The 16,728-nt window shown below is 66.3% G+C and carries 28 protein-coding genes; 27 read left to right on the top strand and 1 reads right to left on the bottom strand.

The features are described from left to right. Positions 1-57 precede the first annotated feature (57 nt). Both BCY76_RS08155 and BCY76_RS08150 read left to right on the top strand, forming a co-directional pair. The gene (locus BCY76_RS08155; protein WP_170922630.1) at positions 58-1,092 is read left to right on the top strand and encodes a DNA cytosine methyltransferase; all 1,035 of its coding nucleotides are present in this window, start codon (positions 58-60) and stop codon (positions 1,090-1,092) included. Beyond that, positions 1,092-2,000 carry a NotI family restriction endonuclease gene (locus BCY76_RS08150; protein WP_085437506.1) on the top strand — a complete coding sequence of 303 codons (909 nt, stop codon included), beginning with the start codon at positions 1,092-1,094 and terminating at the stop codon, positions 1,998-2,000. The genes BCY76_RS08155 and BCY76_RS08150 overlap by 1 nt, the downstream gene beginning before the upstream one ends. Before the next feature lie 418 nt (positions 2,001-2,418). Here the strand turns inward: BCY76_RS08150 and BCY76_RS08145 are convergent, their stop codons facing one another. Further along, positions 2,419-2,769 carry a hypothetical protein gene (locus BCY76_RS08145; RefSeq protein WP_139827688.1) on the bottom strand — a complete coding sequence of 117 codons (351 nt, stop codon included), beginning with the start codon at positions 2,767-2,769 and terminating at the stop codon, positions 2,419-2,421. A 373-nt stretch (positions 2,770-3,142) separates the two neighbouring features. Between BCY76_RS08145 and BCY76_RS08140 the strand changes: the two genes are divergently transcribed. From BCY76_RS08140 to BCY76_RS08030, 25 genes are all read left to right on the top strand, one after another. Further along, positions 3,143-3,379 (top strand): hypothetical protein, encoded by a 237-nt coding sequence (locus BCY76_RS08140; protein WP_070158443.1) that lies wholly within the window; start codon positions 3,143-3,145, stop codon positions 3,377-3,379. After that, positions 3,376-3,705, top strand: coding sequence for a hypothetical protein (locus tag BCY76_RS08135; RefSeq protein WP_070158444.1), 330 nt, complete (start codon positions 3,376-3,378; stop codon positions 3,703-3,705). Before BCY76_RS08140 ends, BCY76_RS08135 begins: the two co-directional genes overlap by 4 nt. 18 nt (positions 3,706-3,723) lie before the next feature. Then, positions 3,724-3,990, top strand: coding sequence for a hypothetical protein (locus tag BCY76_RS08130; protein WP_070158445.1), 267 nt, complete (start codon positions 3,724-3,726; stop codon positions 3,988-3,990). Next, entirely contained in the window at positions 3,983-4,357 is a 375-nt protein-coding gene (locus BCY76_RS08125; protein WP_070158446.1) for a hypothetical protein, read from the top strand. Before BCY76_RS08130 ends, BCY76_RS08125 begins: the two co-directional genes overlap by 8 nt. Then, entirely contained in the window at positions 4,342-4,581 is a 240-nt protein-coding gene (locus tag BCY76_RS08120) for a hypothetical protein (protein ID WP_070158447.1), read from the top strand. The genes BCY76_RS08125 and BCY76_RS08120 overlap by 16 nt, the downstream gene beginning before the upstream one ends. A gap of 95 nt (positions 4,582-4,676) precedes the next feature. Beyond that, positions 4,677-5,141: a hypothetical protein gene (locus tag BCY76_RS08115; protein ID WP_070158448.1), complete on the top strand. Its 465-nt coding sequence runs from the start codon at positions 4,677-4,679 to the stop codon at positions 5,139-5,141. A 92-nt stretch (positions 5,142-5,233) separates the two neighbouring features. Then, a complete protein-coding gene (locus tag BCY76_RS08110; protein ID WP_070158449.1) occupies positions 5,234-5,833 on the top strand; it encodes a DUF7341 domain-containing protein in 600 nt (199 codons plus the stop codon). A 230-nt stretch (positions 5,834-6,063) separates the two neighbouring features. Next, positions 6,064-6,363 carry a hypothetical protein gene (locus BCY76_RS08105; RefSeq protein ID WP_070158450.1) on the top strand — a complete coding sequence of 100 codons (300 nt, stop codon included), beginning with the start codon at positions 6,064-6,066 and terminating at the stop codon, positions 6,361-6,363. Between the two features lie 253 nt (positions 6,364-6,616). Beyond that, a complete protein-coding gene (locus BCY76_RS08100) occupies positions 6,617-7,042 on the top strand; it encodes a hypothetical protein (RefSeq protein ID WP_070158451.1) in 426 nt (141 codons plus the stop codon). Positions 7,043-7,053: 11 nt separating this feature from the next. Beyond that, a complete protein-coding gene (locus tag BCY76_RS08095; RefSeq protein ID WP_139827687.1) occupies positions 7,054-7,380 on the top strand; it encodes a terminase small subunit in 327 nt (108 codons plus the stop codon). 28 nt (positions 7,381-7,408) lie between these two features. Next, positions 7,409-8,986: a terminase large subunit domain-containing protein gene (locus BCY76_RS08090; protein WP_083277203.1), complete on the top strand. Its 1,578-nt coding sequence runs from the start codon at positions 7,409-7,411 to the stop codon at positions 8,984-8,986. Positions 8,987-8,990: 4 nt separating this feature from the next. Further along, entirely contained in the window at positions 8,991-9,137 is a 147-nt protein-coding gene (locus BCY76_RS18065; protein WP_170922629.1) for a hypothetical protein, read from the top strand. A 1-nt stretch (position 9,138) separates the two neighbouring features. Next, entirely contained in the window at positions 9,139-11,007 is a 1,869-nt protein-coding gene (locus tag BCY76_RS08085) for a phage portal protein (protein ID WP_070158454.1), read from the top strand. Positions 11,008-11,176: 169 nt separating this feature from the next. Beyond that, positions 11,177-11,869: an HK97 family phage prohead protease gene (locus tag BCY76_RS18550; protein ID WP_070158455.1), complete on the top strand. Its 693-nt coding sequence runs from the start codon at positions 11,177-11,179 to the stop codon at positions 11,867-11,869. Between the two features lie 111 nt (positions 11,870-11,980). Further along, positions 11,981-13,231, top strand: coding sequence for a phage major capsid protein (locus tag BCY76_RS08075; RefSeq protein WP_070158456.1), 1,251 nt, complete (start codon positions 11,981-11,983; stop codon positions 13,229-13,231). A 73-nt stretch (positions 13,232-13,304) separates the two neighbouring features. Beyond that, positions 13,305-13,718: an SAP domain-containing protein gene (locus BCY76_RS08070; protein WP_070158457.1), complete on the top strand. Its 414-nt coding sequence runs from the start codon at positions 13,305-13,307 to the stop codon at positions 13,716-13,718. Further along, entirely contained in the window at positions 13,718-14,269 is a 552-nt protein-coding gene (locus tag BCY76_RS08065; RefSeq protein ID WP_070158458.1) for a hypothetical protein, read from the top strand. Before BCY76_RS08070 ends, BCY76_RS08065 begins: the two co-directional genes overlap by 1 nt. After that, a complete protein-coding gene (locus BCY76_RS19180) occupies positions 14,266-14,418 on the top strand; it encodes a hypothetical protein (protein WP_237090048.1) in 153 nt (50 codons plus the stop codon). Before BCY76_RS08065 ends, BCY76_RS19180 begins: the two co-directional genes overlap by 4 nt. Then, positions 14,373-14,636: a phage head closure protein gene (locus tag BCY76_RS08060; RefSeq protein ID WP_237090047.1), complete on the top strand. Its 264-nt coding sequence runs from the start codon at positions 14,373-14,375 to the stop codon at positions 14,634-14,636. The genes BCY76_RS19180 and BCY76_RS08060 overlap by 46 nt, the downstream gene beginning before the upstream one ends. Before the next feature lie 10 nt (positions 14,637-14,646). Beyond that, a complete protein-coding gene (locus tag BCY76_RS08055) occupies positions 14,647-14,829 on the top strand; it encodes a hypothetical protein (protein ID WP_070158460.1) in 183 nt (60 codons plus the stop codon). Beyond that, positions 14,822-15,202: an HK97 gp10 family phage protein gene (locus tag BCY76_RS08050; RefSeq protein ID WP_070158461.1), complete on the top strand. Its 381-nt coding sequence runs from the start codon at positions 14,822-14,824 to the stop codon at positions 15,200-15,202. The genes BCY76_RS08055 and BCY76_RS08050 overlap by 8 nt, the downstream gene beginning before the upstream one ends. Beyond that, positions 15,195-15,605: a DUF3168 domain-containing protein gene (locus BCY76_RS08045; protein ID WP_070158462.1), complete on the top strand. Its 411-nt coding sequence runs from the start codon at positions 15,195-15,197 to the stop codon at positions 15,603-15,605. The genes BCY76_RS08050 and BCY76_RS08045 overlap by 8 nt, the downstream gene beginning before the upstream one ends. Positions 15,606-15,629: 24 nt before the next feature. Continuing rightward, on the top strand, positions 15,630-16,040 hold the full coding sequence (locus tag BCY76_RS08040) for a phage tail tube protein (protein ID WP_070158463.1): 411 nt from the start codon (positions 15,630-15,632) through the stop codon (positions 16,038-16,040). Further along, complete coding sequence (locus BCY76_RS08035) at positions 16,040-16,429, top strand: hypothetical protein (RefSeq protein WP_070158464.1); 390 nt, start codon at positions 16,040-16,042, stop codon at positions 16,427-16,429. The genes BCY76_RS08040 and BCY76_RS08035 overlap by 1 nt, the downstream gene beginning before the upstream one ends. Before the next feature lie 32 nt (positions 16,430-16,461). Next, positions 16,462-16,719: a phage tail assembly protein T gene (locus tag BCY76_RS08030; RefSeq protein WP_139827686.1), complete on the top strand. Its 258-nt coding sequence runs from the start codon at positions 16,462-16,464 to the stop codon at positions 16,717-16,719. Positions 16,720-16,728: the final 9 nt, after the last annotated feature.

Below are 16,728 nucleotides of genomic sequence, written 5' to 3'. Positions count from 1 at the left end.
AGGGCGATCTAAGCCAAATGCAGTGCATGTCGGGTCAGCCGTGAAAGGATGGCGTTTGTGAGTGACTGGCAGTCGAATCGAAAGCAGAGTGCCCCCGCCGCCGAGGAACCGCTCCGAGTGGTCTCGCTGTTTACCGGATGCGGCGGCCTTGATCTCGGATTCGAGGCCGCCGGCTGCGAGACCATCGCGGCCGTCGACAACGACTTCGAGGCATGCAAGACCCTTCGCCACAACCGGCCTGAGTGGAACGTATTCGAAGGCGATATCTGCGACTACAATCCGTCGATGCGCGGCGTGGACATCGTGATCGGCGGGCCGCCGTGCCAGGGCTTCTCGTCCGCTGGCAAGGGCGACCCGAACGACCCGCGCAACTTCCTCTGGAAGGAATACATGCGCGTAGTCGAGCGACTCAAGCCGCGAGCCATGGTGCTGGAGAACGTGTCGGCACTGACGCACAAAAAGAACGGCGACCACCTCACCGGCATCATGTCGGGGCTCGAGGCTCAGGGGTACCAATTCGCGTACGGCGTGCTGAATGCCGCAGATTTCGGCGTCCCTCAGGCGCGTCGCCGTCTCGTCGTGATCGGCCTGCGCGAGGGGAAGCCGTCGCTGCCGGAGCCGACGCACGCCCGAAAGCATGTGACGGTCCGAGACGCTATCGCCGACATCGACGGCGAGTTTGATGAGGATTGGAGCCACACCCCTCCTAAGCACGCGGCTCACGTGGCCGAGCGATGGAGCGAGCTCGGGCCGGGCGAGACAGACCCGAACTACCGGCGTGCTCGACTGGATCCGGACAAGCCAGCGACTACCATCCGAGCGGGAGGAGGGTACGGCCCAAAGGGCAATCATCTGGCCGGATTCCACCCGCCGATTCACCCGTTCCAGCCGCGACAGCTGACGGTCCGCGAGGCGGCCCGCCTTCAGTCCTTCCCCGACACCTGGATCCTCAAGGGGTCCAAGACGGCGCAGGGTCGGCAGATCGGAAACGCAGTGCCCGTCAAGCTGGCCGAGGCAATCGCCCATCAGGTAGTGGGGTTGCTGCGCGCAGCCGAGGGTCGCATCGCCGCCAATGAGGAAGCCACAGCCTAGTGGCGACCACGATCCACGAGTTCTTCGGCTACCGCTCGGACGACGATTCGCAAGAGGCGATCGAGGCTGCCCAACGGGCTCGGTGCCCGTTTATGGATGACACCTGCACGAAGACGCTACGCGACGGGACCATTGCAGGGGTCTGCACGCTCAAGCCGGCCACGAATAGCCCGGTAATCTGTTGCCCGATCCGCCTGTACGCGGATGACTACCGAATCCTGCGCGACGTCGCCGACAGGGCGTTCGCGCCCGGTCTCCCACTGAAAGCTGGCGCATCAGCTGTCGTCGAGGCCCGTCACAGGAACTCCGAAGTCGTAGCTGTCTTCGGCAAGCGTTGGGGAGGAGAGCTTCACCTCCCGCAGCGGCAGGGAACCGGAGCCTACTTCGTCGACTGGATCCTCGCCCGGGTCGACTCCGGTGGGAACCTCGTCGAGTTCGTCGCTATCGAGGTCCAGTCGATCGACACAACGGGCAACTATCAGGATGCGCGTCGCAAGTTGCTCGATCCGGCGAGGCGAGTCGAAAAGGCAACAGCAGGCTTCAACTGGGAGAACGTAAACAAGCGGATCCTGCCCCAGCTGATCTACAAGGGGAATGTGCTTCAACGCGAACAGTTGTGCCTCAAGGGCCTGTTCTTCGTGACACCGACGCCGGTGTTCGACAAGGTCATGAGCCGTCTGGGGGGCCAGAATGTGCTGCTCCAGTACCCGTTGCAGTCGAGCAGCATCACCTTCATGTCGTATGATCTCGACACCTCGAACCTCCTCCTGGGGCAGCCCCAGCCCCTGATACTCCAGAATGTCCACACAACTAATGTCGGGCAGGTTGCCCAAGCTTTCGCCGGTCCGGGCGTGATGCCGCCGTTGAACGTCTACCAGCAGGCAATTGAAGAAGCGCTCGAGCCGTAGTCTGGGAGTCGTGCTCATTGACTCGTTGGCCCCGAGCTCTGCGCCTCGCGCTTCTATGATCGCCAACATGCGTCGCGTCACGAAGCCTGGGTTGGCGCTGTGGCCCGATTCAATACGGCTACCGTCACCATCTTCTCCGCACTCGTAGTCCGACGCTGACTCTGGCAACACCCACACCACGGCCCCGTTGCCCCTCATCGGGACGGCGGGGCCGACTCGTGCCCTAGAGGACACACAATGGCCCCGCACCGGGTAGGTGCGGGGCCATTCGGCTATTCGTCTTCTTGAGGTTCTTGGCCGTACTCGGCCAGATGTTCGCGGATCACGTCGGTCAGGGTGCGCCCCTCGGCCTTGGCTCTTGCTAGGGCCGGTTCCCAGATCTTGGAGGGTATGCGCACCGCTCGGAGCGGGGTGGGCATTAGCGGCCCTCACTTTCCCGCTTTCGTTCCCACTCGCGGATCAGCACCATGCGCCGGGCGACCTCGAGCGGGATCTCCTCGAACCAGAAGTCGGTGAACCCGCCGAGTCGCGCCCGCGCCATTGCCTCGGCGACGGCATAGTCCTCGGTGCCACCGGGGGCGGTGAGGTCGCTCACTGTCTTGTCGGTGAGCCACGTGCTTTCTCCCGACAGGACACGGGAGACCTCAAGTGCGGCCTGGTCGGCAAAGGCCATCTTGAAGTTCATCGGGTGCGTGCCCTCGACGGGGCAGTGTTCGGTCGGGGTGAGCGTCTCGACATTGATTTTGTTCGTCATCGTTTCTGCCTCCATCGGTGCATGTATATACAGACTAGCGCGGTGTGTATATACATGCAAGCACTGGAAAGGAAGCTCATTCGAATCACGCAGGACGGTTCGATACGGCGGACTATCCGTAGTCGCCGAGCACACCAGCAACGCCCACCCCGCCTGGGGGGATCACCGCCACCGGAACCGACGGCCACAAAGCCACACTCTGGGCCGTCCCACGACGAGCACGCCCACACAAGGCCGTCCGGTGGCACGTCACAGCCTAACGAGACAGCGCCGGTCACATCAGCACCCATCGCACGTTCGAGGCCGCCGCACGGGCCGCCAACGTACGCGCCCGCCGCTACCTCGCCGCCGGACGCCGCATCAGCCGCAACCCGATAGGAGCCGCCGCATGATCCGTCTCTACCGCGCCGTGTGCCGCCTCGTCGAAGCGCACGCCGACCAAATCACCGACGCCGCCGACGACCCCGGACAACCCCAGGGCGCCGAGTCCACCACCGAGCACGCCGGACACCCCGAGCCGTTCGAGCTCCGCGGAGGCATCGCCCGCACACAGGACGACCTCGACGACGGATGGGATGACCGCAGCCGACCCCGCATCGGCTTCACGAGGAGGAACACGAGATGACGATCCCGCACACCCCAGACGACCTGATCACCCGCGCCAGACACTGCCTCGATACCGGACAGCCCCGCGTGGCCGAGCTCTACATGACCCGCGCATCCGAGCTGCTCGACGAGCGTGCCCGCGAGCAGGCCACCAGAGACGCGTTCGCCGATCTCGCGGCGCAGGCCAAGGCGTACACCGACGCCATCGCCGAGGCCGCCGGCTGGATCTTCGCTCATGTCGGCGGCACGCTCGACGCCCTGCAACCGGGGTTCCGCGACCTCGTCGAGTACCTGGCGACGATCATCGACGACGACCACCAGAACGACTACGCGACCGCCAACTGAAACGAGTAGGAGCACCACATGACGACCATTCCAGGCAATCGCCACGCCGCAGACGCTGAGTACAGCACCGAAGCACTGCGAGAGTGGATGGAATCCGAAGGGGAGACTGACGCGACGATGCTCGCCGTCGCGCTGGATTCGCAGGCACAGGCCACCCTCGCCCTCGCCCACGAGCAGCGAACCGCGAACCTCATCGCCCTACTCAACACCGAAGGTCGATGCGGCATCGGCGCGTACTACCTCCGCGAGGAGATCCGCGAGCGCATGGGCAAGAACCATGCCTGAACTGTTCATCCCGCAGCCCGCCGACTGGATCAACGCCAACCAGCGCGAACACTGGGCGCCGAGGGCACGCCGGACCAAGGAATGGCGCCGCACCGCTGGACTCATGGCCCGCACAGCCCGGATCGGCCCCTACCAGCGGATCCACGTCACCGCCCACGTGCACAAGAAAACCAGGCACGCCTACGACGCCCACAACCTCGTCCCCACCCTCAAAGCAGTCATGGACGGGCTCGTCGACGCGCAGGTCATCCCCGACGACACCAACGCACACCTCACCGGACCAGACCCGAGGGAAGGTGACGCCCGGCCGCACGCGCCCGGCATCACCCTCACCATCACCCAGGAGGAGACATGGACATCGCACTGAACATCATGACCGGCATCGCCGCAGCCTACGCAGCCGGGATCATCGTGGTCCTGATCGGCGGCGCGCTCCTGCGGTTCGGGACGACACGGGAGAGTCGCATGGGCGCCCACCTGATCACTCGCTGCTGGGCATGGCCCGCGATGGCATGGTTCGCCGCACTCGAGGCCGCGGACGAGATCCGAGGCGACGCCAGAGCATGGCGGAAGATGCACCGGCCGTTCTGACACTCCGCCCGCGACTTCGAAACGTCAGTTGGCCCTCGTACGCTGGAAGCACCTCACTGTGAGGTGAAGCACCGTCAATTGAAGGGGACGCACGCATGACGACAGACACCTACTGGCACATCGACACCATCCCTGAGATCGTCTGGCTGGCGAATCGAGAACTCTGGAAGCGGACCGAGAACGACCAGGACAAGGCGTACCAGAACCTCAGGGAGACGAGCCGGCTCATGCCGTTCCTCGACAAGCTGACGGAGTTGCACGTTCAAGAACTCATCGCCAGCGACTCGCATAATACGTCGAGCCAGCTCCGCGAAAAGTGGATCGAGTGGACCAATAGTACGGAGGCTTTGAGCGAGCGCTGGTACTCACCCGTGGCACGGGCGTCGACCGAAACGCTCGATGTGGTGGCCCCGCACTGCGTGGAGCTCGCAGCCCGACAGATCATTCCCTACGCTGAATTGCAGCTCGACAAACAGCCCTCGGATGAGTCTCGCAATCCCACCTACGTACGCCCGGCGGATCTCCTGCGTGATTCGCGCCGGGCTTACGGGGCGAGCTAACGAGACTCTAACCACCTAGCCCGACACACGAGGCCCCCGTCGCTCACCAGCGGCGGGGGCTTTCTCATGCCCACACGCACCACGGAGGCCCCATGAACGAGCCCATGACGCTCCCTCAGAACATCCACCAGCTCATCCGCGCCCACCTCGCCAAGCGAGCAGATGGCCGGCTGGTCCAGCGGCCCGCGCTGCTCGACCAGCTGGCCGGGGAGGTCCAACCATCAGGCGGCGGGCAGGGTGGCAGTAGCGAGAGCCCACTGCCGATCAACACAGACGCCGTCGAGCTGCAGCTGCAGTTGCTCCACACCGCACAGCAGGAGGAGGCCGAGAGGTCAGGGCTCACTGGGCCTCTCGATGTCATCCTGGACCGCTGGGCGCAGGAGGACCGCCCCGAGATCGTCGCGCACCTGGTGCAGGTCACGCGTGACATGATCGACAGCATCCATCAGATCGTCGACCCGGCACCAGCGCGTCGGCCTCTGAGGAAGGCCTGCCCTGCCTGCGGCGTCACCTGGATCTGCAATGAGAACGGCGACCGGAAGGCGGCCCTGACTGCTGGCGTCTGGGACGCGAGTGGGGGACTGAGGCCGACCATAGACTGGGACATCACCTGTGCCGAGTGCGAGGCGCGCTGGCACGCAGCTGACCCAGGTTTCAACGTGCTGATCGGGCTGTTGAGCGAGGCCGCCTGACGTGTGTTAATCTGGTCTCGGTTCAAGCAGACGTGTATCCAAAGGCCCTCTCCCGGATCGGGATGGGGCCTTTCGCATGTCCGGCGATGTTCCTTTCACAGGTGGTTCTGGGAGTCAGTGCCCCGGTCGACGCAGGGGAAGGCGCGACCGGGGCACACCCCCACCCTCGCCAGAAACTGGAGGGGGGGGGAGGGTGCACCCCCACCGAAAAACACAGGGGGGATGGTGCCATGACCGACGGCCGAAGCACCCCCGCCTGGAACGGACGCCGCGCCGCCCGTGCGCTCGACGAGGTCAAGCGCAAAGGCCGAGCACGCGGCGAACCCTGCTGCATCTGCAAGCAGCCCATCGACTACGACCTGCCCTCCACTGACCCCGACGGCTGCTCCGTCCAGCACGTCAAGTCACGCGCCCTGTTCCCGCACCTCACGTGGGATCCGGCGAACTGGAGTCCTGCGCATCTGTCCTGCAATAAGGCTGAAGGCAAGACCGCGACCGTGAACATCGGCCACACATCGCGCCAGTGGTAGCCCCGCCATTCTCAATAAGCCGCCGAAAAATCTGGGGCGATCCTCAGAAAATCGTCCGACCCGATGCCCTGACGGCATCACAGCGCGGCGAAAAGGGGAGGGGCGGGTCAAAACTCTGAAGCCCAAGGGGGCGGCAACAGCGGGGGTTTAGCGGCCTCCCTCCCCCGAGGGGCATAGGGGGGTCGCACATGCGTGTGCGTGATACCTGTTGTCAAGTCGCCCCGCAAGTCTTATTGAGAATGGCGGTGATCCTGTGCGTCAGGTTGTCCTGCTCTGTGGCCCGCCTGGTGCGGGCAAGACCACGGAGGCCCGGCGCTCAGGGCTCACAGTCTACGACCGCGACGACCCGGAGTGGCTCTCGGAGCGGCACTTCACGGACGCACTGAAGCGGCTGGCCGATGACGCCGGCGCTCGTGCTGTGGTGATCCGCTCGGCGGCGACCTCGTCGGCACGTCGGCGTGCTGCGCGCATGGTCCGAGCGACCGACACGTTCCTGCTCTCGGCGCCACGCGAGGAGCTGATGCGCCGGGTGCGCAGCCGAGGCCGGGATGTGCCGAGGGAGCAGGCCGGGGTGAAGCACTGGCTGGAGAGTTTCGACGATGCCGACGGCGTCCGGCGGTTCCCTGGCTGGCCTGCTGTCTTCGGCGAGGGGCTGGGTTCGACATCGAGGCGGTGGTGACAGTGGGTGACGTGCGAGATGCCTTCGAGGACGCCGTCGAAGCTGCTGACCACCTGACCGAGACTGACGCCGGGACCATCGCCGCGGCTCGCGCTCTGGCCGACAAGATCGACGCTTGGGACGTGATCGTGCAGTGGGCGAAAGAGGATGCGTCCGAGAGTGGCGACAGGCCCACCGTGCCCCACAACGACAATGTCACGCTGCCAACGTTCTTGAAGTTCCTCGACGCTCTGGGTCTGACGCCGATCGCTCGCCAGAAGCTGGACAAGGAGGATAAGGGGGGCTCGGGTGGCAAGCTCGCGCAACTCCGCAAAGACACGGGGCTCCGGGCAGTCTAAGAAGCTGCGGGGCTCTGAGGTTCCCCGGGTGTGGACGCGCCCGCTGCGGCCGCTGACGGAGAACACCTCGTTGGGATTCGCGGCGATCAGGTTCGCGGAGAACGTCTGCGACGTGACGCTGTACCCGTGGCAGAAGTGGCTGCTGATCCATGCCCTGGAACTCTCGCCCGGGGTGACGGTGAAGAACATGCACCGCCGCGGCAAGGATGTTCCGCTGTTCCGCTTCCGCACGGTCGTCGTGCTGGTAGCACGCCAGCAGGGGAAGTCGACCCTGTCGCAGGTGCTGGCCCTGTTCATGCTCTACATGTTGGGGATCAATCTGATCCTGGGCACGGCGCAGGATCTGGACACGGCCGAGGAGGTCTGGGACGGCGCCCTGGAGATCATCGAGGAGACCCCGGAGCTCGCCGAGCTGGCTGACAAGCCGATCATGGTCAACGGCAAGAAGACGATCCGGCTGAAGTCGGGGGAGCGGTACAAGGTCAAGGCCGCGAACCGCCGAGCGGGCCGTGGTCTCTCGGGTGATCTGATCATGCTCGACGAGCTGCGCGAGCATCAGACCTGGGATGCCTGGGGCGCGATCACCAAGACGACGATCGCCCGCCCGAACGCCCAGGTGTGGGCGATGTCGAACGCCGGCGACGCGACCTCGGTCGTGCTGCGCTATCTGCGGAAGATGGCCCACAAGCCCTTGGGTGACCCCGACGGGATCAACGCTGACGACGACCCGGAGTCGCTGCTGCCGGCGGAAGGCGTTCCCGGCATGGACGACGCCGAGGAGTCGAGCGCGTCCACCGGCGATGAGTCGCTGGGGATCTTCGAGTGGTCGGCGCCGCCGGGCTGCGACGTCATGGACCCCGAGGGCTGGGCGCAGGCGAACCCGTCGCTGGGCCATGGCCTGGTCACTGAGCGGTCCCTGATGTCTGCGGCCAAGACAGACCCGGAGTGGGTGTTCCGAACCGAGGTTCTGTGCCAGTGGTCGGACGGGTCGCTGGAAGGCCCGTTCCCGCCGGGCGCGTGGGAGGCCGGCCAGTGGGTCGCCGAGGATCATCCGGGCGAGGAAATGCCGCAGATCGTCGGCAACGTCGTCGCCTGCGTGGACATCGCGGTCGACCGCGGCCGGGCGCACATCGCCTTCGCTGGCCGGGACGCCGACGGGTTCCCGCAGGTGGAGCTGGTGGCGTCCCGCTCGGTCTCTGAATCGGCGGGCACCGGCTGGGTCATCGACTGGCTGACTGAGCGCGCCGAGATCATCGACGCGGTGACCGGCCAAACTCGCGGCGCCCCGGTGTCAGATCTGATGCCGCAGCTGGAGGAAGCAGGTCTTCCGGTCGTGTCCTGGTCCGGCCCGGAGCTGACCTCCGGGACGGGCAAGTTCTATGACGCGGTCCGTGACAACGGATTCCGGCACTTCCCGCAACCGGTGGTCGATGTGGCCGCTGCGACTGCGACACCGAAACTCACCGACGGCGGCAGCTTCCTCTGGGACAGACGCAAATCCCCGGTGGACGTCTCCCCGCTGATCGCTTTCACCGGCGCCCTGTGGTGCCTGGACCGCCCCGTGGAGAAGAAACCCGAGCCGAGGATCCGGCAACTAGGAGGCTGAGCGCATGTCTGAGAAGACGCAATCGAGGCTCGAACTCCTCGGCGCCGGGCTAGCTGTGGCCGGGGTCGCCCTGATCTACATTCCAGCCGCCCTGATCCTCGCCGGTCTCGTCCTCATCGCGATCGGCAACCTGCCCAAGAGAGGAGGCTGATGTGCCGATTCTTCGCGAGTTCTTCTCTGCCTCTGATCCTGTGAAGCGGGGCCGCATGCCTCGACTCGGCGGCACCTCCACGGCAGCCGGGGTCGCGGTGGACGCAGAGCGGGCACTGCAGGTCTCCGCCGTTTACGGCTGCGTGCGACTGATCTCGGAGGCCATCGCTCAGCTGCCAGTCCACGTCTACCGGCGCACCGCGAACGGACGCGAGCAGGTGCGAGACCATCCGCTGATCCCACTGCTGACGGACCGCCCGAATCCTGACGTGGACGCTGGAGAGTTCTTCCGAGGCATGGTCGGCTGGATGCTGCTGCGCGGCAACGGCATCGCCTACCGGGAGATCGGCGGCGATGGCCGCACCAAGGGTCTGTGGCCGATCGCCCCGACCTCGGTGGAGATGAAGCGCACCGCCTCGGGCAAGCTGTCCTACCTGATCACGCTGAACAGCGCGGAGTACGTGCCCGGCTTCACGCCCGGGCAGAAGCGTGCTGTGCCGCAGGATCGCATCCTGCACTTCCGGGCATTCGGCATGGGCAACTGGGGGCTGTCCCCGATCGGCCTGGCCCGCACCAAGATCGGCACCGCATTCGCGGCCGAGGAGTACGGCGCCGGATTCTTCGCACGCGGCGCCCTGCCCGGCGGCGTCCTCACCACTGACGGCTCGTTGACTGACGAGCAGTTCGACCGACTGAACCAGCAGTGGAACGAATCGCACGGCGGATTCGGCAAGTCGCATAAGCCCGCGGTGCTTGAAGGCGGAGTCAGCTGGGAGAACGTCGGCCTGCCGCCGGCCGAAGCCCAGTTCCTGGAAACGCAGAAGTACACGTCCTCGACCATCGCAGGGCACATCTTCTTCGTGCCTCCACACCTGATCGGCGACGTGGAGCGCTCCACCTCGTGGGGCTCCGGGATCGCCGAGCAGGGTGTCGCGTTCGTCCGCTACTCGCTCATGCCGTGGATCGTCCGACTGGAGCGCGTCCTGAACCGGCTGTTCGCCGAGTCCGACCTGTACGTGAAGTTCAACGCCGCCGCCCTGGAACGCGGCGACATCAAGACACGCTACGACGCCTACGCCATCGGCAAGCAGTGGGGCTGGCTCTCGACCAACGACATTCTCCGCAAGGAGGACGAGTCCCCGGTCGACGGCGGCGACGTCTACCTGCATCCGCTGAACATGGTGCCGGCAGGCACCTTCGACGAGCCCGAACGGGCACGCCGCAGCGCAGGAGCCGCGACGCGCTCGCCGTCGATGCGAGAGCGGCACGTGACGGCCCACGAGCGGGCTCTGTCTCGGTTCTTCGCTGATCAGCAGGAGGAGGTTCTGGCGGAGTACACCGGGCGCGGAGCCCGAGCGATCGACCGGGAATCCTCGGATCGCGAGCTCGCCCGACTGCTGGCCTCCCTGGGGCTATCCGCTGCGCTGGATTCCTCACGTGAGGTGCTATCGCGGTTCGGCCTGGATCTCGACGACGGCGGCTTCGCTGGGTGGATGTCGACGATGGGGCGCAACACAGCACGCCAGATCAACGACTCCACCTTCAGCGCGGTGGCATCCGCATCCAACGCAGACGAGATCCGCAACGTCTTCGAGAACCTGACCACGGCGCGAGCCTCACAGATCGCGGTCAGCCGGGTCACCGAGGCGTTCGGCTTCGGGCGCCAGGAGGCAGCCAAGCAATCGGGCGCGAAGAAGAAGACCTGGCGGACCAACTCGGGAAATCCCCGCTCGGAGCACGCGGCGCTCGACGGCGAGACCGTCGACGTCGGCGACACGTTCTCCAACGGCGCCCGCTGGCCCGGCGACTGGGCGAACCTCGACGCCGACCAGGCTGCAGGCTGCCAATGCGACATGGAGATCAGCACATGACCATCTGCGGATCGACCAGTACCGGGTGCCGTGGGCTCTGCGTGCTCCGAGAGGGACACCCGGGTGAGCACCAGTGCGGAGACGAGGCGCACGACCGCCAGCAGCAGGAGAGGCAGAAGGGGCGCCCCGCCCATGACCGACAGATGACCAACCCCGGAAGGGACAGATCATGAACCGCGTGTACCTCCACGGCTTCGCCCAGCGTGCCGAGGCATCCGGCACTGAGCCCGGTCGGCCGATCCGATTCATCGTCGCCACCGAGGGCCGCAAGGGCGACGGCCTGAACCTGCAGATGAGTGGTGCCAACCTGGAGCGCTTCAAGGCCAACCCGGTCGTGATGCCCAACCATGACTACTCGCGGCTGCCCATCGGGCGAGCCGAGAACATCTCCATCGAGGACGGGCAGCTGCTGGCTGATGCCGTGTTCGATACCGGCAGCCCCGAGGGCGCCGAGACTGACCGGCTCTACCGTGAGGGATTCCTCAACGCAGTCAGCGTCGGGTTCGACATCACCGACATGGACACCCGCACCGGCGACGTCCACGAGTGGGAGCTCATCGAGTTCTCTGCTGTCTCCGTGCCCATGGACCCCTCCGCGGTGGTCGAGTCTGGGCGCACCCTCGCCATGGCCCGCGCCTTCGACGCGGTCCGCGAAGGCACCGCCCTGACGGATGACCACAAAGCCGCGGTGCAGCAGGCCGTCGAGTCCCTGAGCGCACTGCTCAACGACGCCGAGGAGGAAACCTCGCCGGAGGGCGGGGAGGACGCGCCCGCTGGCGACGCGCAGGAGGACAGCCGGGGCCTCGCCCTGGCGGCTGCGCGGCTCGGCGTCGACTACATGGAGCGCGTGAGCTCCGCCTGATTCTTCCGCTCCGCCCTCGCCGGGTGGCGCGGTGCCCCTCGTCGGGGCGACCACGCCTGCGCGCAGCAGGCATCCCTTCACTACCCATACGACAACCGAGGAGGTTGAACGATGCCTTCGAGCATTGAGCTGCGACAGCAGCGCGCCAGCGTGGTCGAGCAGACGCGAGAGCTGGTCACCCGCAGCGAGAACGAGAACCGCGACCTGAGCGCTGAGGAGCGCCAGTCCTACGAGCGGATGAACAACGAGTTCCGCTCCCTGACTGACCGCATCGAGCGGGTCGAGGAGCAGGAGGCCCGCGACCTGGAGATGGCGCGGTCCATCCCCAACCCGGAGAACCCGGAGGCCGGGTCTCGGGAGTCTGGCGCCAAGAGCTACCGGACGTCGAACCTGCCCGGTGACGCCGAGGCCCGCGACGCTCGTATGGCGTTCCTCGACCTGATCCGCCACGGCCGCGGCGGTCTATCTCCCGAGGCACGCGCCCTGGTGCAGGACGAGGCCGGCGAAATCCTGGTGCCCGAGGCACTGGAGACCGAGCTGCGCCGCGACATCCCGGCCCTGACCGTTGTGCGCAACATCGCCGGTCAGCGGACCATCGGCACCAACCGTGTCCGCCGTCGCTCCCTCGACGAGGTCTCCGTCGGCTGGGGCAAGCTGGAGACCGGGGACCAGAGCCTCTCCGACTCCATGCCCTCCACGCCACAGGAGGAGTACACCTACATTCAGGACCTCTACGGGCTGGCCAAGATCGGCGAGGACGAGCTGATGGACTCCGACGTCGACCTGGAGGCCTTCGTGCGGGACAGCTTTGCTCGCGCCATCGCCGAGGCCGAGGACACGGCCTTCACCATCGGTGGCGGCAACTCCTCGCACCAGCCCACCGGCTTCATGACCTCCGGTGGCGGTGTCTCCTCGGTTGACGCCGGACAGGCCGATGGGGTCACGGTCGATGACTTCAAGAAGCTCATCTACGCCGTGCCCTCTCAGGCCCGCCGGAACGGCCGGTTCATCCTCGCCTCCACCACGGAGCTGCTGCTGTCGACCCTGAAGGACGACAACGGCCAGTACCTGTGGCAGCCCAGCGTGCAGGCAGGACGTCCGAACACTTTCCTGGGCTACGCGCTGGAGAACCAGGAGGACATCGCCGAGGTTCCGGGTGACGGCTCCGAGCAGCATGTCGCCGCGTTCGGTGACTTCAACGCTGGCTACCGGGTCTACGACCGCATGGGCGTGACCCTGAAGCGACTCGAAGAGCTCTACGCCGAGGAGGGCATGGTCGGCTTCAAGGTCCACTTCCGGGTCGGTGGCGATGTCACCAACCCGGCCTACCTGCGCCGCCTCCGGGTGCCGGCTGCCGGCTGATCCCGCTGATCACCAGTCCCGTCCCCGCGTCTCTGGTGCGGGGGCGGGGCGGGTCCAACCCTGAGGAGTGGACATGAAGATCGTGATGAACAACTCTGTGGCTACCCGTGGCGGGAGTCTCACCAAGGGGCGCCAGGTGGACGTGCCGGATGGTGTGGCCCGCTCGCTGGTGGCCGCTGGGCACGCATCCGTCGTGGATGGCCAAGACGTGACGCTCGACGTCACGACCACGGAGCCCATCGCGGAGCAGACGGTGCAGGCCGAAGCTGAAGCCGATGGCGACGCAGTCTCTGCGGACGAGGCAGCCGAGGAGGAGCCCGACGAGCCTTCCGATGCGCCTGCCGATGAGATCGCTGAGGAGTCCGCGCCCGAGTCGGTCGACCTGGACTCGCTGAAGGTGGCAGAGCTTCGCGAGCTGGCTGCTGAGCGCGACCTCTCGACCGCGGGGACGAAGGCAGAGCTGCGCGCTCGTCTGCGGGGTGAGTGATGCCCTACGCAACACCGGATGAGCTGAAGTCGCTGACCGGCTGTGAGCATGAGAACGCTGAGCTGGTGCTTCAGCTGGCCTCGTCCACGATCGACGCCTACGTGCGGCACAGTCTGACCGAGGCCGAGGTGGAGGAAGTCCTGCCGGGGTCTGGCCGTCCTGTCCTGTGGGTGGTCCCTCCGGGCTGGCCGCTGGACGTGGCCACCGTGGTCGAGGGTGACGCCGAGGCGTTCGAGGGTGAGGACTTCCGGGTCCGCGCCGACGGTGCCCTGCGTCGCCTCGACGGCGAGGTGTGGGACGAGGACGTGGAGATCACCTACACCACCGGCTTCGAGGAGGACTCCGCGGAGCTGCTGACGGCCAAGCGGATCACGCTGGAGCTCGCTGCTCGTGCGGTGGCGAATCCGCAGCTGCTGGACTCGCTGGGCTTCGACAGCACCTCGCCGAGCTTCGTGGTCCGTGAGGGGCAGAACGTCCTGCCGCAGCTGACCCTGAGCGGCCTGCAGCGCGAGGATCTGCGGCCGCTGATCTGGCGCCGGAGGCTCGCATGATTCCCCCGGGCATGCAGTGCGCCATCGGCAACTACGCGAAGCGACTCATGGTCGACGCGCAGGTCTGGCGCAAGGAGACCACCACCGACGAGGGCGGCGGCAGATCGTCGACTGGGTCGACCAGGAACGCACGATCGGCGTCGAGCTGACCAGCCCCTCGGATACCGAGCTGCAAGTGGCCGCACAGATGGGCGTGACGATCACCCACAGCGCCATGATGCCGCTCGACGCCGAGGTCTCCTACGGCGACCGCATCGAGGTCGACGGGGAGGTCTACCAGCTGCAGTCGGACCCGCTGTCCTCCACTCACAGCGCGATCGCCCGAGCGACCGTGCGCAAGACCCCATTCGATGAGACGACCAGCTGAGGAGGCTGTCATGGCAACGACCCGCTACCGGAACAAGACCACCGGCAAGATCGCGACCTACTCGAGGATGATCCCGCGGCTGGAGAAGTCCAAGTCCTGGGAGCGCGTGACAGAGACGAAGGCAGAGCCCAAGGCGCAGGCCAAGGCCGAGTCCAAGACGCGGACCAAGTCTGAGGGCAAGTCCGGTGGCTAAGAGTCTCCGGGTCAAGATCGACGGTGCCGGCCAGCTCAAGGCCGCCGGCGCCCGGGCCGCAGGCCGGATCAAGCAGGAGCTGCAGTCCGCGCTGGAGGCCGAAGCGGCCGAGCTGGAGCAGGACGCCCAGGACAACGTCCGCGTGGACTCCGGCGACCTGCGCGACTCGATCGAGGCGCGGGTCGGGGACATGACTGCTGACGTCGCGCCCCGGTCGGGGAACCTCGATGGTCCCTATGAGAAGGCCATGGTCAACGAGTTCGGCAAGAGTTCGGATCCTGGCCATCCCTATATGGTCCCGGCCGCTGAGGCCTCTCGGAAGCGCTGGCCCGAGCGGGCCCGGCAGGCCATAGAGAGGGGCGCGAATGGATAACACCGACCCGGTATGGCCGATCCAGGCCGCGATCTACCAGGCCCTGACCGGCGATGCCGAGCTAATGGCCGAGGTGACCGGAGTCTACGACCACGTCCCGAAGAACACCGAGTTTCCCTACATCAGCATCGGCGAGGCCACGGTGAGCCCACGCGGTGCCCACGACCGGTTCGGATCCCGGTCGACGATCACCATCCACGGCTGGTCGACCTACCACGGCAAGCGGGAGATCTCCGCGCTGGCGAATCACCTGGTGCGGATCCTCGATCACCAGCCGCTGGAGATCGAGGGGCTGCACACCGTCTACGTGCATCACGCCCAGACGGTGACCCAGACAGAGCAGGACAACGACATCCGGCACGTCGCGTGCCGATTCTCCATCGAGACAGAGCACGTCGCGTGAGCGCGGCAGAAAGAGGACTGAACCATGGCCGGCATTGATGCCTTCGGCACCACGCTCTCCCGTGAGGATGACGCGGGCAGCTTCGAGCCCATCGCCAACGTGACCTCACTGTCCCCGCCGAACATCTCGCGGGAGACCCTGGACGTCACCAGCCACGACAGCCCCAACGGGTACATGGAGTTCCTGGGCGGGCTGAAGGATCCCGGCGAAGTCTCCGTCGAGGTCAACTACGACCCCTCACAGCACGACAAGTTGGTCGACGACTTCGAGGAAGACGACCCGATCAAGTACGAGATCGCATTCCCCGACGGCACCGTGTGGGCCTTCGAGGCGATCCTGACCGCATTCGAGCCGGATGCACCCTACGACGACAAGCTCACCGCGGAGATGACTCTGAAGGTCACCTCCAAGCCGGAGATCACGGAGGCCGCCTGATGACTCTACTGTCCAAGTCCGACATCCTCGGAGCCGACGACCTGCCCACCCGTGACGTGGAGGTGCCCGAATGGGGCGGCACCGTGCGCGTCCGCGGCCTCACCGGACAGGGGCGTGACGCCTTCGAGATGAAGATGGCCGCCTCCCGGAAGAACCTCGGTGCGGTGGATGACGTACGCGCCTCGCTGGCCGCGAAGTGCATCGTCGGCGAGGACGGGGAGCGGATGTTCACCGACAAGGAGGTCGTGCAGCTGGGCCGCAAGTCCGGGGCTGCTCTCGACCGCGTCTATGGGGCGATCCGTGAGCTCTCCGGCATGGACGAGGGCGCAGCCGAGGAGGCGGTCGAGGATTTCGGCGAGGCGGCTGGCGGCGATTCACCTTCCGACTGACCGCCCACCTGGGCGGGATGACCCGGGAGGAGATGGTCTCGCGCATCTCCAGCGCCGAGCTCACCCAGTGGCAGGCCTACGAGCGTGTCACTGGGCCGCTCGGCACGGAGCGCGACGACACCAACGCCGCCCTGACCGCTTTCTACATCCTGCAGGGCCTGGGTTCCAAGAAGGTCAAGCTCGAGAAGCTGATCCCCAAGTGGGACCGCAAGCCGGCACAGAAGTGGCAGGACATGAAGATGATCGCCCAGGCGATGACCAAACAGTTCAAGGGCGAGCCCAAGAAGTAGGGGGTGCCA

Origin of the sequence: Nesterenkonia sp. PF2B19, from assembly GCF_001758425.2 — a bacterium.
In the GTDB taxonomy this organism is placed as follows: Bacteria; Actinomycetota; Actinomycetes; order Actinomycetales; family Micrococcaceae; genus Nesterenkonia; species Nesterenkonia aethiopica.
Note: the sequence above shows the minus strand (reverse complement) of the source record. Positions and strands in the feature narration are given on the sequence as shown.

What these genes read in the sequence shown, in the direction of transcription:
- BCY76_RS19180 (WP_237090048.1), top strand. Translation starts at nt 14,266, where the DNA reads ATGATTCCCCCGGGCATGCAGTGCGCCATCGGCAACTACGCGAAGCGA.
- BCY76_RS08130 (WP_070158445.1), top strand. Translation starts at nt 3,724, where the DNA reads ATGACGACCATTCCAGGCAATCGCCACGCCGCAGACGCTGAGTACAGC.
- BCY76_RS08125 (WP_070158446.1), top strand. Translation starts at nt 3,983, where the DNA reads ATGCCTGAACTGTTCATCCCGCAGCCCGCCGACTGGATCAACGCCAAC.
- BCY76_RS18550 (WP_070158455.1), top strand. Translation starts at nt 11,177, where the DNA reads ATGAACCGCGTGTACCTCCACGGCTTCGCCCAGCGTGCCGAGGCATCC.
- BCY76_RS08110 (WP_070158449.1), top strand. Translation starts at nt 5,234, where the DNA reads ATGAACGAGCCCATGACGCTCCCTCAGAACATCCACCAGCTCATCCGC.
- BCY76_RS18065 (WP_170922629.1), top strand. Translation starts at nt 8,991, where the DNA reads ATGTCTGAGAAGACGCAATCGAGGCTCGAACTCCTCGGCGCCGGGCTA.
- BCY76_RS08140 (WP_070158443.1), top strand. Translation starts at nt 3,143, where the DNA reads ATGATCCGTCTCTACCGCGCCGTGTGCCGCCTCGTCGAAGCGCACGCC.
- BCY76_RS08135 (WP_070158444.1), top strand. Translation starts at nt 3,376, where the DNA reads ATGACGATCCCGCACACCCCAGACGACCTGATCACCCGCGCCAGACAC.
- BCY76_RS08055 (WP_070158460.1), top strand. Translation starts at nt 14,647, where the DNA reads ATGGCAACGACCCGCTACCGGAACAAGACCACCGGCAAGATCGCGACC.
- BCY76_RS08070 (WP_070158457.1), top strand. Translation starts at nt 13,305, where the DNA reads ATGAAGATCGTGATGAACAACTCTGTGGCTACCCGTGGCGGGAGTCTC.
- BCY76_RS08120 (WP_070158447.1), top strand. Translation starts at nt 4,342, where the DNA reads ATGGACATCGCACTGAACATCATGACCGGCATCGCCGCAGCCTACGCA.
- BCY76_RS08045 (WP_070158462.1), top strand. Translation starts at nt 15,195, where the DNA reads ATGGATAACACCGACCCGGTATGGCCGATCCAGGCCGCGATCTACCAG.
- BCY76_RS08040 (WP_070158463.1), top strand. Translation starts at nt 15,630, where the DNA reads ATGGCCGGCATTGATGCCTTCGGCACCACGCTCTCCCGTGAGGATGAC.
- BCY76_RS08105 (WP_070158450.1), top strand. Translation starts at nt 6,064, where the DNA reads ATGACCGACGGCCGAAGCACCCCCGCCTGGAACGGACGCCGCGCCGCC.
- BCY76_RS08065 (WP_070158458.1), top strand. Translation starts at nt 13,718, where the DNA reads ATGCCCTACGCAACACCGGATGAGCTGAAGTCGCTGACCGGCTGTGAG.
- BCY76_RS08115 (WP_070158448.1), top strand. Translation starts at nt 4,677, where the DNA reads ATGACGACAGACACCTACTGGCACATCGACACCATCCCTGAGATCGTC.
- BCY76_RS08075 (WP_070158456.1), top strand. Translation starts at nt 11,981, where the DNA reads ATGCCTTCGAGCATTGAGCTGCGACAGCAGCGCGCCAGCGTGGTCGAG.
- BCY76_RS08035 (WP_070158464.1), top strand. Translation starts at nt 16,040, where the DNA reads ATGACTCTACTGTCCAAGTCCGACATCCTCGGAGCCGACGACCTGCCC.
- BCY76_RS08030 (WP_139827686.1), top strand. Translation starts at nt 16,462, where the DNA reads ATGGTCTCGCGCATCTCCAGCGCCGAGCTCACCCAGTGGCAGGCCTAC.
- BCY76_RS08145 (WP_139827688.1), bottom strand. Translation starts at nt 2,769, where the DNA reads ATGGAGGCAGAAACGATGACGAACAAAATCAATGTCGAGACGCTCACC.